This window comes from Kocuria coralli (assembly GCF_008831305.1).
GTDB classification, from domain to species: domain Bacteria; phylum Actinomycetota; class Actinomycetes; order Actinomycetales; family Micrococcaceae; genus Kocuria; species Kocuria coralli.
This window is the reverse complement of the sequence record NZ_ML708620.1, coordinates 46,375-60,824: the sequence shown is the minus strand read 5'-3', so window position 1 is coordinate 60,824 and position 14,450 is coordinate 46,375. Positions and strand designations below refer to the sequence as shown.

The following is a 14,450-nucleotide window of genomic DNA, read 5'->3' as shown; positions in this document are numbered from 1 at the left end:
TCAGGCACCCACCATGTTCTGCCCGCACACGCGCAGGGTCTGACCGCTGATCCCCGCCGCGGCGTCCGAGAGCAGGAAGGCGATGGCCTCCGCGACGTCCCGCGGGAGGCCGCCCTGCTGCAGCGAGTTCAGCCGGCGGGCCACCTGCCGGCGGGCCAGTGGGATCCTGGCGGTCATCTCGGTCTCGATGAAGCCGGGCGCCACCGCATTCGCGGTGCCTCCTCGGGCGGCCAGGAGCGGCGCCATGGCGGCGACCATGCCGATGATCCCGGCCTTGGAGGCCGCGTAGTTGGTCTGGCCCCGGTTGCCCGCGATGCCGGAGGTCGAGGCCAGCCCCACCACCCTCAGTCCGTCCGCGGCGGGATCGGCGAGCAGCTGCTCCGTGATCCGCAGCGGCGCCTCGACGTTGACGGACAGGACGGAGGCGAACCTGGCCTCGTCCATGTTCGCCAGCATCTTGTCCCGGGTGATGCCCGCGTTGTGCACGATCCCGTCGATCCGGCCGTAGCGCGACCTGCAGTGCTCCAGGATCCGGGTGCCGGCGTCGGGGGCGGTGACATCGAGGCTCAGGGATGCGGTGGTCAGGTCGTTGGCCAGGGCCGACAGCGCCTGCCCGGCCGCGGGCACGTCGACCGGGACCACCCGTGCGCCCTGGGCCGCCAGCAGCCGGGCGATCTGCTCGCCGATGCCGCGCGCAGCACCCGTCACGACGACGACCTTGCCGTCCAGCGGAGCCGCCTCCTCGCCGCCGGCCGCCGGAGCTTCGCCCTCGGCGGAGCCGACCACTAGGAACTGCCCGTCCACGAAGGCGCTGCGCCCCGAGAGCAGGAAGTCCAGCCCGCCCAGCACGGAAGGGGCCGTGACGGGCACTCCGTCGGCGACCACGATCCCGTTGGCGGTCACCCCGCCCCGCATCTCCTGCGCGGTCGAGCGCAGGAACGCGATCGCCCCCTGGCGCGCCGCATTGCGGACGACGCCGGAGAAGGCACCGGTCCGCGACGACTGCGTCCCCTCCCCTTCCTTTGCCGTCTCCCCTGTGTCCGCGCCGGCGGCCTCGGGGGCGGTATCGGACAGGGTGTCATCCGTCAGGTTCGCCGCAGCTCCCAGCGCCACCCCGCGGGCCGGCCGCGTCACGGCGACGACCCGGCCCCCCGGCGCCAGCTTGCGCAGGACGGAGCCCAGTTCCAGGGCGGGGCCGGTCAGGTCGGACGGGGTCTCGAGATCCGTGAGGCACAGCACCACCGCGCCGATGCTGGGCACCTCGTCCTCGTGACGGTGGACTTCGAGTCCCCTGTCCACCAGATGCCGGGCCAGCGCCGCGGCATCCTCGTCCTGCTCCCCGGGGGCGGGACCGGCGCCCGGCGACGATCGCCGGCTCAGGACCAGCACGGGGCCGGGGACGAGCGGACGGGTCGGGTCGTGACGGCGCAGGTCGACGGGGGCGGGGAGGCCGAGACTCGTGGCCAGTTTGCGGCCGGGACCGCGTGAGACCAGGCCGAGGTAGGCGTCGTCGGGGCCGGCTCCGGGCCGGGCAGTCGCTGTGGGGTCGGGGCGTGAGCGGCTCACGGGTGTCCTTTCACGGATGGTTGGCGCGAGGGCCGGGATGCGATGGGGCGGGCATGGACGGGCGGATCAGTTTCCGGGGTAGGCGCGCAGGAGGGCCACCGCACCCTGGCCACCGGCCGCGCAGACCGAGATCAGCCCGGTCACGGGGCGGTCCTCGGCCACGGCGCGGGCCTTGAGCTCCTTCGCCAGCGTGGCCACGATGCGCGTCCCGGTCGCGGCGAAGGGATGCCCGGCGGCCAGCGAGGAGCCATGGACGTTGAGGCGACGGCGGTCCACGGCCCCCACGGGCTGCTCGAGGCCGAGCCGGTCGCGGCAGAACTCCGCATCCTCCCAGGCGGCCAGGATGGCCAGGACCGTGGCGGCGAAGGCCTCATGGATCTCGACCAGGTCGATGTCCTGCAGCGTCAGTCCGTTGCGGGCGAGAAGACGGGGTGCGGCATAGGCGGGGGCCATCAGCAGCCCCTCATGGCCGTCGACGAAGTCCACGGCGGCGGTCTCGAAGTCGAGCACCTCGGCCAGCAGCGGCAGTCCGCGCTCGGCGGCCCACTCCTGGGTGGCGATCAGCACCGCGGAGGCTCCGTCCGTCAGCGGGGTGGAGTTGCCCGCGGTCATGGTCGGCTCGGTGTCGAGCGACGTGCCGAAGACCGGCGAGAGGCCGCCGAGCTTCTCCATCGAGGTGTCCGGGCGCAGGTTGGTGTCCCGGGTGACCCCGCGGAAGGGGGTGACCAGGTCGTCGAAGAACCCCGACTCCCAGGCCTCGGCCAGACGGTGGTGACTGAACTCGGCGATCTCGTCCTGCGCCTGACGGGTGAGGCCCCAGGCCGCGGTGGTGATGGCCTGGTGCTCGCCCATGGACAGCCCGGTCCGGGGCTCGTTGACCCCGGGCGCGACGGGCGCCAGGTCACCGGGGCGCAGCTTGGACAGGGCCTTGAGCTTGTCCGCGGTGGACCTGGCGCGGTTGAGCTGCAGCAGTACCCTGCGCAGGCCCTCGCCCACCACGATCGGGGCGTCCGACGCCGAGTCCACCCCGCCGGCGATGCCGGCTTCGATCTGACCGCAGCGGATCTTGTTGGCGATCAGCGAGGTGGTCTCCATGCCCGTCGCGCAGGCCTGCTGGACATCGATCCCCGGCGTCTGAGGGTCCAGCGCGCTGCCCAGGACGGATTCCCGCACCAGGTTGAAGGACCTGGGCTGTTTGAGCACCGCGCCCCCCGCCACGGCCCCGAGCCGCTCCCCGGCGAGGCCGGCCCGGGCGATCAGGCCCTCCAGGGCTGCGGTGAAGAGCTCCTGCACGGAGGCGGAGGCGTACTGGCCCCCGGAGCGGGCGAACGGGGTTCGGTTGCCGGCGACCACCCACGCGGCCCGCTGGCTGCGCTCCTGCGGCCCGGTCGGCTGGGAGGTGGTGGCGGGGTGGGACTCGCTGCTCATGGCGGGAGTTCTCCTTCACGGTCTGCTGGCTCAGGATCTGCTGCGGATGCGGATGATCGAGGTCTCTGTCGATCGAGGTTCCGGTGCGGTGTCGCCGGGTCGTCCCCGATATCTCATTTCAGTGACGGCTATCACTTTTTCCAAGGGTAACTGATACTCTCGGTATCGTGAACACATTGACCACAACGCGTTCCGTCAAAGGGCGCGAGCACCAGGACCGCACGGATGGCCGCTCCCGCCGCTGGCGGGTGCACCGCGAGAAGCGCCGGACCGAGCTGCTCAAGCTCGCCCGGGAGGCCATCGCGGAGCGCGGGGCCGGGGCGTCAATGTCCGAGATCGCCGCCCAGTGCCGGACGTCCAAATCCGTGTTCTACCGCTACTTCGATGACAAGGACGGGCTCAAGCGGGAGCTGGCCGAATACGTCGTCGGCCGCATGGGCAGGCGCATGGCCGAGGCGGCCGCCGAGGCCGGCTCCTTCGAGGAGACCGTCCGGGAGCTCGTCGTCCAGTACCTGGGACAGATCGAGCACTCCCCCGAGGTCTACCGGTTCGTCGTCTCCGGGGCGGCACCGCAGGGCGAGAGCCCCGTGGACCGGTTCTGCCAGGCGGTGGCCCAGCTGCTGGTGGACGCCCGCCGGCGGCACGCCGTCGCCGGACAGCGCATCCCGGAGGCCGACGAGCAGTACTGGGCGGCTGGCGTCGTCGGCCTCGTCCGGGGCGCCGGCGAGGCCTGGATGCGCGCACTGCCGCCGGCCGATGCCGGTGAGGCACCCGCCGCTTCCCGGGACGAGGGCCCAGAGCAGGGCGGCCGCCCGCCGCTGGAGGACTTCGTGGAGACGGTGACCGCCTGGGTGCTCACGGGCACCCGCCCTCCCGGGCCGCGGTGAACGCCGCTCGAGCCCGATCCAGTTCCCATCCCGACCGGCGAGCATCGCGCACCCCGCGAGCCCGCCACGTGGCGCACCCGCCACGACAGACAGTTGCCCTAGGAGGACACCATGGCCACCACATCACCCCGCAACCGGCTCGGCCGTAAGGCCCGCAACCAGCACGCGCCGCAGCAGGAGGCGGTAGAGCACGAGCCCGCGGACGAGACCGCCGACGATGCGGTCGCGGTCGACGTCGAACTGCTGCGCGAACTGCTGCTCGGAGCCTATGCCCCGGAGCGCCGGGCCGCCCGCGAACTGATCAGGGACGAGAGGTTCCACCACGTCCCCGGGCGCACCAAAGAGGAGCAGCGCGAGCGCACCTTCGAGGGGCTCAAGGCCCTGGCCGGCACCGAGGCGGTCCTGGCCGGACTGCCCACGGCTCAGGGCGGCGCGGGCCGGCCCGGCGCCTACGTGGCCTCCTTCGAGGAGTTCGTCCTGGCCGATGCCTCGCTGCAGATCAAGGCCGGGGTGCAGTGGGGGCTGTTCGGCTCCGCGATCCTCAATCTGGGCACGCAGGCCCACCACGACAAGTGGCTGGCCGATATCTGGTCCCTCAGGATCCCCGGCGCCTTCGCCATGACGGAGACCGGCCATGGGTCGGACGTGGCCTCCATCGCCACCACGGCCACCTACGATCCGCACACCCAGGAGTTCGAGATCCACACCCCCTACCGGGCGGCCTGGAAGGACTACCTGGGCAACGCCGCGCTGCACGGACGGGCGGCGGTCGTCTTCGCGCAGCTCATCACGGGCGGGGTCAACCACGGAGTGCACGCCCTCTACGTGCCGATCCGCGACGAGCACGGCGAGTTCCTGCCCGGAGTAGGCGGCGAGGACGACGGGTACAAGGGCGGGCTCAACGGCGTGGACAACGGCCGGCTGCACTTCACCCATGTCAGGGTGCCGCGGGAGAATCTGCTCGACCGCTACGGTCATGTCGAGCCGGACGGCTCCTACACCTCGCCCATCGCTTCCCCCGGACGCCGCTTCTTCACGATGCTGGGCACGCTCGTCCAGGGCCGGGTCTCCCTGGACGGCTCCGCCGTCGTCGCCAGCCGCGCGGGCCTGGCCATCGCCCTCACCTACGCCAATGAGCGCCGCCAGTTCTCGCCGGTGGCGGGCCAGCCGGAACGGGTGCTGCTGGACTACACCCGGCACCGGCGCCGCCTCTTCCCGTACGTGGCCCGCTCGCTGGCCGCGGGTTTCGCCCACGACGAGCTGCTGGGGGCCTACGACGACGTCTTCTCGGGCCGGACCGACGACGATGACGCCCGCCAGGACCTGGAGACCCTGGCCGCGGCCATGAAGGCCACGTCCACGAGGCTGGCCCTCGATTCCCTTCAAGAGTGCCGGGAGGCATGCGGGGGCGCCGGGTTCCTCTCGGCCAACCGCATCACGGACCTGCGCCACGACATGGACGTCTACGCGACCTTCGAGGGCGACAACACCGTTCTCATGCAGCTCGTGGCCAAGCGCCTGCTCGGCGACCACGCCAAGGAGTTCGCACGGATGGACGTCGGCGTGATGGCCCGCTGGGTGGCCGATCGCGCCACGGAGACGGCGGTCAACCGCTCCGGTCTCCGCGGTCTGTCCCAGGTGTTCCGGGACTCGGCGGATCCGCGGCGGTCGGTCAACGCCCTCCGCGACCCGGAGACGCAGCGCAGCCTGCTCACGGACCGGGTCCGTTCGATGATCGGCGAGGTCGCGGAGAACATGCGCGGTGCGGGCAAGGGCACTCCCGAGGCGGCCGCGGAGGCCTTCGACCGCAACCAGCACCGCCTGATCGAGGCCGCTCGCGCCCACGCGCACCTGCTCCAGTGGGAGGCCTTCACCCGCGCCGTGGGCAAGGTCGAGGACCCCGGCACCCGCCAGGTCCTGGTGTGGCTGCGCGACCTGTTCGGCCTGTCGGTCATCGAGGAGCACCTGGACTGGTACCTGTCGCACGGCCGGATGTCCCTGATGCGGGGGCGCATGGTCGAGTCCTACGTGGACCGCCTGGTCACGCGCCTGCGGCCGCACATCATGGACGTGGTCGAGGCCTTCGGCTTCGCGCCGGAGCACCTGCGGGCGGATATCGCCTCCGGAGCCGAGGCGGCCCGCCAGCAGGAGGCAGCGGACTGGGTGGCCGGCGAGCGCGCCGCGGGCCGGTGGCCCCGCAACGAGAAGTCCGGGAAGTAACCCCCGCTCCCGCGGAGCGTCAGGCCGTCAGCCGGTCATCGCTGAGCACCGGCTGCCGGCGTGGCACATCAGCGAAAGGGCCGGCAAAGGGACCCGGGAGGGGTCAATTGCCCAGGTCGTGTCGCATCTCGATGGGCACGAACGTGGTGGTGTCCTCGTCGGGCGGGCGGGAGGCCACGGCGTCGGCGACGATGACCGTCACGTTGTCCCGTCCCCCGGCGCGCAGCGCGGCGTTGACCAGGACGTCGGCGGCCTCTTTGGGGTGCGGCACCGAGTGCAGCACCCGGGCGATGTGCGCCGTGGCCACCTCGCCGGTGAGCCCGTCCGAGCACAGCAGGAGGCGGTCGCCGGACTGGGCGGGGACCACCCAGATGTCGGGCTCCCACACCTGGCCCGTTCCCAGCGCGCGGGTGATGACGTTGCGGCGCGGATGCACCAGGGCCTGCGCCGGGGTGATCTGGCCGATCGACACCAGGTACTGCACCTCGGAGTGGTCCACCGTGATCTGCTGGACCTCCGGCTGCGGCCGGTCCTTGGACGCGGGCATCGTGGGCAGGGGCATCGTCGTCGCGACCTCGAAGCCGGGCGAATCCGGGTCGGCCAGCTGCTCGTGGACGGGTTCCGGGTGATCCTCGGAGCTCACGTAGGCCGAGAACTCCCCCGTGGGGTGCTGCGCGACCGACGCGTGGTCGGGAGCCGGCGCCTCGCCCTCGGGCCGCACGAGGCGGTAGGTGCGGGAGTCGCCGACGTTGAAGACCAGCCACAGCCGGGTGCCCTCGACCTCGACCAGCCAGGCGCCCGTGACCGTGGTGCCGGCCCGGCCGTCCAGGTTCTGCTGGATGGCCTCGTCGGCGGAGCACAGCACGGCACGGAGCTTGCCGATCAGGACCAGAGTGGCGTCCGGGATCTCCGGGTCCAGCTTCAGTTCCCGCTCGACCCGGGCCCGGTACCGGGCCACGTCCTCCACCGGCTCGGGCTCTTCGGGGACGTCGGCGTTCCAGGGGTCGAACGAGCTGAACAGCTCGGAGGCCCCCAGGGTGCGAACGGCCAGGGCCGATGCCACCTCACCCGCCTCGTGCCCGCCCATGCCATCGGCCACGGCGCACATCGTCCGGGTGACCACGAGGGAGTCCTCGTTGGTCTCACGGCGCAGCCCGCGGTCGGTGGCGGCCCCCGCACGAATCACCAATTCAGCGCTCACGTGTAGTCCACCTCAAGTTGACGACCAGGTCCTGGCGATAGCTCCACCGGTTGCACATCTCCGAATCCACGTACGTTGTGTGTTTGCTCGGGTATGAGGACGAACCGGTCGTCCCCTGCCAGAACGGATGCAGTTGAGGTATCCACCAGGACGCTGCCAGGCGGGGTCAACGCAACCAGACGAGAAGCCAAGTTAACAGTTGGACCGTACAAGTCACCCAATCGTGGCAACACACGGCCCCACACAAACGCAACACGCGCCTCGGGCAGCTCGGAGTCCTCCCGGATGATCCGGGCCAGGGCCAGCGCCATCAGCGCCCCCTCCTCGGGGCTCTCGGCCATGAACATGACCTCGTCGCCGATGGTCTTGATCAGGCGCCCGCGCCCCACGGCGATGACTTCCGCGCACCGCTGCTCGAACCGCTGCACCAGCGCGGCCAGCGTGCGCTCGTTCATCTGCCGCGACAGCGAGGTGTAGGAGACCATGTCCGCGAACCCGATGCCGCGCGCCAGGGGCAGGTTCTTGGAGTCGTCCTCGTCGGAGACGTCCCGCAGCCCGCTGACGGTGGACCCGTCCGGCCGCTCCTGCCGCATGGCCAGGCGCTGCACCGCCGCGTTGAGCTGGCGCCGCCACGAGTACAGCAGCAGTTTCTCCAGGGTGGGCATGAGCCGCGGAAGGAGACGCAGGAGTTCGCGCCGCGCCCCGGCGTCGGTGTAATCGCCGTTCATCACGAGGTCCTCGACCATGGCCTCGACCTGCCAGACCACCATGCGGTCGGTCATCTGCGCCATGGCGCGCACCAGCGACAGGGTTCCCTCCTCGGTGATCTCGTCGTCGAGAACCAGTCCGGCGATCTCCCGCAGGGCCTCGGCGTCCCCGTCCGTGAAATAGACCTCCTCGTCGGACAGGTTCGGGAAGCCCATCGCACGCCAGATCTTGCGGGCGTTCAGGAGGGAGAGATCGCCCTTCTTGGCCGCCTCCCGCCTGGTCATGGTGCGCTCGGATCCCAGGAGGAGCTCCTCCAGCTCGTGGAAGGCCGCCCGCGACTCGGGTGAGGCATAGACGTTGGCCTGGACGGGGTTGCGCAGGTTCAGGTTGATCTGAGCGGTCTGCGGGCCGATCTCGGGCTCCCCCTCCAGCGGGATGTCGGGCTTCTTCGCCTCGCCGCCGGGATCCGGCCGCGAGCTCTCCTGCTCCGACGGCGAATCGGGCGCACCGGAGGCCGGGTGCTGACCGGTCATCTCGCCCTCCCCCATGCTCTGGTTGCTTGCACTGTCTTCATCCCGCCATGGAAGCGGCAGCTCCCGTGCGCTGCCGCCGCTCACCAACGACCGCCGGCGGCGCTGCCCTGGGAGGGACCGAAGGACGCTCCGGGTCCGCTGGCCGGCCCGGAGCCCTGTCCGTATCCGGGAACCGGGCCGTACCCGGACTGGCCCCCGTAGAACGGCCCGGGATGCGGCCGGTTGGCCTGGGCCTTCGTCTCGATCAGGCGGCCGAACTCGACCACCCTCGGAGCGTAGGAGAGCCGCAGGATCCCGGCCTGTCCGAAGTCCGCGCTCAGCGTGCCGATGCCCGCCGAACCCACCGGCCCGCGGGCGATCTGGGTATCGACCCGCTGCAGCCAGGCCAGGGGTATCCGGACGCCGCCCCGCGGGGCGGCGCCGCCCACCAGCATCAAGCGCCGGCTGGTCAGGACGAACCGGGTCCGCGCCCACCGCACGACGGGACGGAGCACCGCCAGCACGACGACCAGGATCAGCAGGATCGACAACGCGGCGCCCAGCACGGTGTGGATCGAGGTCCACGGCTGCTCGATCGGACGCCAGCGGACATCGAGCATCCGCTGCAGCAGACCGTGCAGGAACACGGAGACCACCAGGACCACGGCGGGTTTGATGAGCTTGGCGGGGTGGGCGACCGTGGAGACCACCACCTGCTCCCCCGGCTCGAGACGCAGCTTCTTCTTCATCGCGCCTCCCGGGCCGGCCGGAGATGCACCACGTCGCCGGCCATCAGCGCGTGCACGCCGTCCTCGTCGTCCCGGATCAGCAGAGCGCCGTCCTCGTCCATGCCCACGGCCGTCCCCGTCAGCGGGGCCTGGGCACCCGGCAGCTCGGCGCGCACGGAGGACCCCAGCGTGATCACGTCCTGCTCCACGGCACGGCGCAGGGAGCCGTCCGGGCGGGTCAGCCGCCCCGGGTCCTGGCAGAACCGCCGGTAGAGCGGCACGAACTTCTCCAGCACGCTCTCCAGGAGGCCGCCGCGGTCCGTGCTGCCGCCCTCCCGGCTCACCGAGGTGGCCGTCTCCACCGGGAGCTGCGAGGTCGTCACGTTGATCCCGGCACCGATCACCACGGCCGGCGGCAGGCCGTCGAGGGTCACCAGCGAGGCCAGGATGCCGACGAGCTTGCGCCCGTCGACCAGGACGTCGTTGGGCCACTTGATCCGGGCGGGCACGCCGTCGTCGTGCAGCGCCTGCACGACCGCGCCGGCCATCAGCATGGTCAGCCACCCGTACGCCCGCGCCGGCAGCGCCGTGCCGTCCGCGGCGCCCGGGTGCAGCAGCAGCGAGAAGGTCAGCGCCTCGCCGGGAGCCACCAGCCAGTTCCGGTCCAGCCGCCCCCTGCCCGCGCTCTGGAAGTCGGTGGCCAGCAGCGTCAGATCGGGCAGCGGGTCGCGCCGGTCGGCCGCCTCCCTGGCGCGTGCGGAGAGCTCCTCGTTGGTGGAGCCGACCTCCGGGAGGATCTCGACGGGTGCTCCCAGGACCGACTCCAGGCGCTCGAGCAGCCGGGGCCGACCGGCCAGCGGCGCGGGGGCCGCACCGCCGCCGTCGTTCGCCGGTTTGGTGAGGGGGGTCATCGTCTTTCCTCTTTCGGTCCGCCAGTGCGTGCCGGCCTGGGTCGCCGCCGGGCCGCGAGGGCACCGCGCACAGCACTGCGGGGAAGATCCACTGGACTGACCGCGCCGTCGCCCGGCGCGGGTTATCGTCGTCACATCAATACTTGCCTCAGACCACAGTAGTAGCCCGCCTGCCCGGATGTATCCGGGCGCACGGAATTGCATCGTCCGCGCATAGCATGCCCACAGCGCCCTGGCATCCGGCTGGATGGATGCTGCGCGTGACCACCACGACCGAAAGGCTCCCCATGGCTCTCTTTGCCGTCACCTACGTCTACGGCGGGTCCGCCGAAGCGCTGACCGAGCACCGTCCCGCGCACCGCCGGTTCCTGAACGAGCTGGAGGCCGCCGGGGACCTGGTGGCGGCGGGCCCCTATGACGACGACGCCGACCCCGGAGCCCTGCTGCTGATCAACGCCGAGTCCGCGGACGCGGCGCTCGAACTGCTCCTCCCCGACCCGCTCCTGATCGAACAGGTCATCACGGAGCGCTCCGCCCGGCCGTGGAAGGTGACCATCGGCTCCGTGCGCTGAGCCGGTGACGCCGTTCTTGTAGGTGTCGCACAAAGTCCAGTACGGGGAGCGACCCTAAACTGGCTGGGTCAATCCCCCAGGATCCTTGCCAGGGAAGACGCCCGACAAGGATCCCGGCCAACTGCGAGGTGCCATGAGCCACGACTTGTCCACAACCGCCGGGAAGATCGCCGACTTCCGCGACCGGCGTGAGCACGCTCTCGCCCCCGCGGGCGAGGCCTCGGTCGAGCGTCAGCACGCGAGGGGCAAGAACACCGCCCGGGAACGCGTGGAGATGCTGCTGGACGAGGACTCCTTCGTCGAGCTGGACGCGCTGCGCACCCATCGCACCAGCGCCTTCGGCATGGACAAGAAGAAGTTCCCCGGCGACGGCGTGGTGGCCGGCTACGGCACCATCGACGGCCGCCTGGTGGCGATCTACTCCCAGGACTTCACCGTCCTGGGCGGGTCGCTGTCGGAGGCCAACGGCGAGAAGATCGTCAAGGTGCAGAAGTTCGCGCTGAAGAACGGCTGCCCCGTCATCGGGATCAACGACGGCGGCGGAGCGCGCATCCAGGAGGGCGTGGCGTCGCTCGCGCTGTTCGCGGACATCTTCAACATGAACGTGCGCTCGTCCGGCGTCGTCCCGCAGATCTCGCTCATCATGGGCCCCTGCGCCGGCGGAGCCGCCTACTCCCCGGCCCTGACCGACTACATCATCATGGTCGACCAGTCCTCCCACATGTTCATCACCGGCCCCGACGTGATCAAGACGGTCACGGGCGAGGACGTGGACATGGAGACCCTGGGCGGCGCCCGTCAGCACAACGAGACCACGGGCACGGCCACCTACCTCGCCTCGGACGAGGCCGACGCCATCGACTTCCTGCGAGAACTGCTGGAATTCCTGCCCTCCAACAACCTCACCGAGCCGCCGCTGCTGGATCACGACCAGGAGTTCGAGCTCACGGACCTGGATCTGGAACTGAACACCCTGATCCCCGACTCCGCCAACCAGCCGTACGACATGCGCGCCGTGATCGAGGCCGTGGTGGACGACGGCCACTTCCTGGAGATGCAGGCCCTCTACGCCCCGAACGTGATGATCGGCTACGCCCGGGTGGAGGGCCACACCGTGGGGATCGTGGCCAACCAGCCCATGCAGTTCGCGGGCACGCTGGACATCGCCGCGTCCGAGAAGGCCGCGCGCTTCGTCCGCCACTGCGACGCCTTCAACGTGCCCATCCTGACGCTGGTGGACGTCCCGGGGTTCCTGCCCGGCACGGATCAGGAGTTCAACGGGATCATCCGGCGCGGCGCCAAGCTGCTGTACGCCTATGCCGAGGCCACCGTGCCCCTGATCACGCTGATCACCCGCAAGGCCTACGGCGGCGCCTACATCGTCATGGGCTCCAAGAAGCTCGGCGCCGATATCAACCTCGTCTGGCCCACGGCCCAGATCGGCGTGATGGGAGCCCAGGGCGCGGTGGAGATCCTCTACCGCCGGGAGCTGAAGGCCGTGGCCGAATCCGGCGGCGACGTCGAGACCAGGCGGGCCGAGTTGGTCGAGCAGTACGAGCAGGAGCTGCTGAACCCCTACCAGGCCACCCAGCTGGGCTACGTCGACGCCGTGATCGCGCCCTCCGAGACCCGCGAGAACATCATCCGGGCCCTCCGCGGGCTGCGCGAGAAGCGTGCGTCCACCCCGGCCAAGAAGCACGGGAACATCCCGCTGTGAGCGCCGCATCGGAGACAGGCGAGCGCAGGACGGAGCACGAGGAGCTCCGCGAGGACCTGCGCGAGCAGGAGTCCATCGTGAGCTTCACCGGGGGCAACCCCACGCCGGAAGAGGTCGCGGCCGTGACCGCCGTCGTCGTCGCTGCCGCCACCGAGACCGAGGAGGCGAACACGACCGGCGTGCGCAGGGCCCAGAACCGCCGTGCACGCCTGGGGCTGCGCCTGCGCCCCGGCCTGGGCGCGTGGCGCCGCACCCTCCCATTCCGCTGAGCAGCGTTCGTTCCGCAGCGGCCTGGGAAGCCCGGAGGCGCGGCACGGGCGCCGCCGGCTATTCCCGGAACGGCACGTGTCGATACTCACCGCCCGAATCGCGCAATACGACGTAAAAAATGGTCGAGAATTTGCGGCCGCAGTCATAACGTGCTGGTCATGACTTCGTCCTCCAACGCGGACCACGACTCCGCCCATCGCACCTCTTCCTCGCCCGCAGGGGACACCGGCGCCGTCACGAGCGCCGGCAGCCCGCCCAGCGGGGAGTCCGGCACCCGCCGGAGCCACCGCCTCCCGTCGTGGATGACCAACTTCAGCGTCCAGGTCCTGGTGGCGCTGGTCCTCGGCGTCGGGCTGGGCCTGCTCGCCTCGGCCTGGGGCGGCGACCCCGAGACCTCCCCCAACCCCTTGATGACCGTGCTGGATCTCATCGGCTCCACCTACGTGACGCTGCTGCGCGCGGCCGTGGTGCCGCTGATCGTGACTGCCGTCATCGCCTCCATCGCCAACCTGAGCCAGGTCACCAACGCCGCGCGCCTGGCGGGCAAGACCATCCTGTGGTTCGGGATCACCGCCCTGATCGCCGTGTCCGTGGGCATGATCCTGGGCATCATCGTGCAGCCCGGGTCCAACCAGTCCGCCACGGCGCCGACGGAGCCCTACACCGGCACCGAGGGCTCCTGGCTCGGCTTCCTGCAGGGCATCGTCCCCGTCAACTTCCTGGGCCTGGAGATCTCCGCCGAGGCCACCGAGTCCGGCGCCGTCGACGCCGCGGCGAACTTCAACGTGCTCCAGATCCTGGTGCTCTCGATCGTGATCGGCATCGCGGCCCTCAAGGTCGGCAAGCCGGCCGAGCCGTTCCTGGACGTCGTCCGCTCGGCCCTGGCCGTGGTGCAGAAGGTGCTGTGGTGGATCATCCGCCTCGCGCCGATCGGAACGCTGGGCCTGATCGGGCGAGCCGTCTTCGAATACGGCTGGACCTCGATGGGCTCGCTCGGGGTGTTCGTGGCGACTCTGTACGTCGGCCTGGCCATCGTCCTGTTCGTGGTCTACCCGGTCCTGCTGCGCCTCAACCACCTGAGCCCCAAGCAGTGGTTCACCGGGGTGTGGCCCGCCATCCAGCTCGGCTTCGTCTCGCGCTCCTCGATCGGCACCATGCCCCTGACGCAGAGGGTGACCGAGCGCAACCTGGGCGTCCCCTCCGGTTACGCGTCCTTCGCCATCCCGCTGGGCGCCACCACCAAGATGGACGGCTGCGCCGCGGTCTACCCGGCGCTCGCGGCGATCTTCGTGGCGCAGTTCTACGGGGTGCAGCTCGAGCCGATCCACTTCCTGCTGATCGCCCTGGTCTCGGTCCTGGGCTCGGCCGCGACGGCCGGAACCACCGGCGCCACCGTGATGCTGACCCTGACGCTCTCGACCCTCGGCCTGCCCCTGGCCGGCGTGGGCCTGCTGCTGGCGATCGACCCGATCATCGACATGGGCCGCACCGCCGTGAACGTGGCGGGCCAGACCGTGGTGGCCGCGATCGTGTCGCGGCGCGAGGGGATCCTCGACGACGATCTCTACAGCGCCCGCCGGACGGGCGAGCCGTTCAAGGACGAGCACCGGGAGCCGGTCCCGGCTCACTGATCCGGGCCTCCTCACCGGCGCACCGCCTCTGCCCCGGAGCCGCCTCGACGCGGCTCCGGGGCAGTCTTGCGTCCCGCGAGCGGAGACCGGGGCCGGGGA

General features: G+C 71.0%; 12 protein-coding genes. 6 read left to right on the top strand and 6 right to left on the bottom strand.

Going from position 1 to position 14,450, the window contains the following annotated elements:
* Positions 1 to 1,467 (bottom strand): 3-oxoacyl-ACP reductase, encoded by a 1,467-nt coding sequence (locus FCK90_RS10205; RefSeq protein ID WP_158034265.1) that lies wholly within the window; start codon positions 1,465 to 1,467, stop codon positions 1 to 3.
* A gap of 165 nt (positions 1,468 to 1,632) precedes the next feature.
* The gene (locus FCK90_RS10200) at positions 1,633 to 2,994 is read right to left on the bottom strand and encodes an acetyl-CoA C-acetyltransferase (RefSeq protein WP_158034205.1); all 1,362 of its coding nucleotides are present in this window, start codon (positions 2,992 to 2,994) and stop codon (positions 1,633 to 1,635) included.
* A gap of 167 nt (positions 2,995 to 3,161) precedes the next feature.
* On the opposite strand from FCK90_RS10200, the gene FCK90_RS10195 reads away from it, so the two are divergent.
* Together FCK90_RS10195 and FCK90_RS10190 are read left to right on the top strand one after the other, a co-directional pair.
* Entirely contained in the window at positions 3,162 to 3,881 is a 720-nt protein-coding gene (locus tag FCK90_RS10195) for a TetR/AcrR family transcriptional regulator (protein WP_181954279.1), read from the top strand.
* Between the two features lie 111 nt (positions 3,882 to 3,992).
* On the top strand, positions 3,993 to 6,101 hold the full coding sequence (locus tag FCK90_RS10190) for an acyl-CoA dehydrogenase family protein (protein ID WP_158034203.1): 2,109 nt from the start codon (positions 3,993 to 3,995) through the stop codon (positions 6,099 to 6,101).
* 103 nt (positions 6,102 to 6,204) lie between these two features.
* On the opposite strand, the gene FCK90_RS10185 is transcribed toward FCK90_RS10190, so the two are convergent.
* From FCK90_RS10185 to FCK90_RS10170, 4 genes are all read right to left on the bottom strand, one after another.
* On the bottom strand, positions 6,205 to 7,302 hold the full coding sequence (locus FCK90_RS10185; protein ID WP_158034202.1) for a PP2C family protein-serine/threonine phosphatase: 1,098 nt from the start codon (positions 7,300 to 7,302) through the stop codon (positions 6,205 to 6,207).
* Positions 7,299 to 8,543 carry an adenylate/guanylate cyclase domain-containing protein gene (locus FCK90_RS10180; protein WP_158034201.1) on the bottom strand — a complete coding sequence of 415 codons (1,245 nt, stop codon included), beginning with the start codon at positions 8,541 to 8,543 and terminating at the stop codon, positions 7,299 to 7,301. Before FCK90_RS10180 ends, FCK90_RS10185 begins: the two co-directional genes overlap by 4 nt.
* Positions 8,544 to 8,623: 80 nt before the next feature.
* Positions 8,624 to 9,271 (bottom strand): PH domain-containing protein, encoded by a 648-nt coding sequence (locus tag FCK90_RS10175; protein ID WP_158034200.1) that lies wholly within the window; start codon positions 9,269 to 9,271, stop codon positions 8,624 to 8,626.
* The gene (locus FCK90_RS10170; RefSeq protein ID WP_181954278.1) at positions 9,268 to 10,161 is read right to left on the bottom strand and encodes a biotin--[acetyl-CoA-carboxylase] ligase; all 894 of its coding nucleotides are present in this window, start codon (positions 10,159 to 10,161) and stop codon (positions 9,268 to 9,270) included. The genes FCK90_RS10175 and FCK90_RS10170 overlap by 4 nt, the downstream gene beginning before the upstream one ends.
* 260 nt (positions 10,162 to 10,421) lie before the next feature.
* Between FCK90_RS10170 and FCK90_RS10165 the strand changes: the two genes are divergently transcribed.
* From FCK90_RS10165 to FCK90_RS10150, 4 genes are all read left to right on the top strand, one after another.
* Positions 10,422 to 10,733: a YciI family protein gene (locus tag FCK90_RS10165; RefSeq protein WP_246180150.1), complete on the top strand. Its 312-nt coding sequence runs from the start codon at positions 10,422 to 10,424 to the stop codon at positions 10,731 to 10,733.
* Between the two features lie 133 nt (positions 10,734 to 10,866).
* Complete coding sequence (locus tag FCK90_RS10160; RefSeq protein ID WP_158034198.1) at positions 10,867 to 12,450, top strand: acyl-CoA carboxylase subunit beta; 1,584 nt, start codon at positions 10,867 to 10,869, stop codon at positions 12,448 to 12,450.
* Positions 12,447 to 12,719 carry an acyl-CoA carboxylase epsilon subunit gene (locus FCK90_RS10155; RefSeq protein ID WP_246180147.1) on the top strand — a complete coding sequence of 91 codons (273 nt, stop codon included), beginning with the start codon at positions 12,447 to 12,449 and terminating at the stop codon, positions 12,717 to 12,719. The genes FCK90_RS10160 and FCK90_RS10155 overlap by 4 nt, the downstream gene beginning before the upstream one ends.
* 159 nt (positions 12,720 to 12,878) lie before the next feature.
* The gene (locus FCK90_RS10150) at positions 12,879 to 14,351 is read left to right on the top strand and encodes a dicarboxylate/amino acid:cation symporter (protein WP_158034197.1); all 1,473 of its coding nucleotides are present in this window, start codon (positions 12,879 to 12,881) and stop codon (positions 14,349 to 14,351) included.
* Positions 14,352 to 14,450 lie beyond the last annotated feature (99 nt).

Coding starts and splice junctions, on each gene's coding strand:
- FCK90_RS10200 (WP_158034205.1), bottom strand. CDS start 2,994: ATGAGCAGCGAGTCCCACCCCGCCACCACCTCCCAGCCGACCGGGCCG.
- FCK90_RS10190 (WP_158034203.1), top strand. CDS start 3,993: ATGGCCACCACATCACCCCGCAACCGGCTCGGCCGTAAGGCCCGCAAC.
- FCK90_RS10180 (WP_158034201.1), bottom strand. CDS start 8,543: ATGACCGGTCAGCACCCGGCCTCCGGTGCGCCCGATTCGCCGTCGGAG.
- FCK90_RS10175 (WP_158034200.1), bottom strand. CDS start 9,271: ATGAAGAAGAAGCTGCGTCTCGAGCCGGGGGAGCAGGTGGTGGTCTCC.
- FCK90_RS10170 (WP_181954278.1), bottom strand. CDS start 10,161: ATGACCCCCCTCACCAAACCGGCGAACGACGGCGGCGGTGCGGCCCCC.
- FCK90_RS10160 (WP_158034198.1), top strand. CDS start 10,867: ATGAGCCACGACTTGTCCACAACCGCCGGGAAGATCGCCGACTTCCGC.
- FCK90_RS10150 (WP_158034197.1), top strand. CDS start 12,879: ATGACTTCGTCCTCCAACGCGGACCACGACTCCGCCCATCGCACCTCT.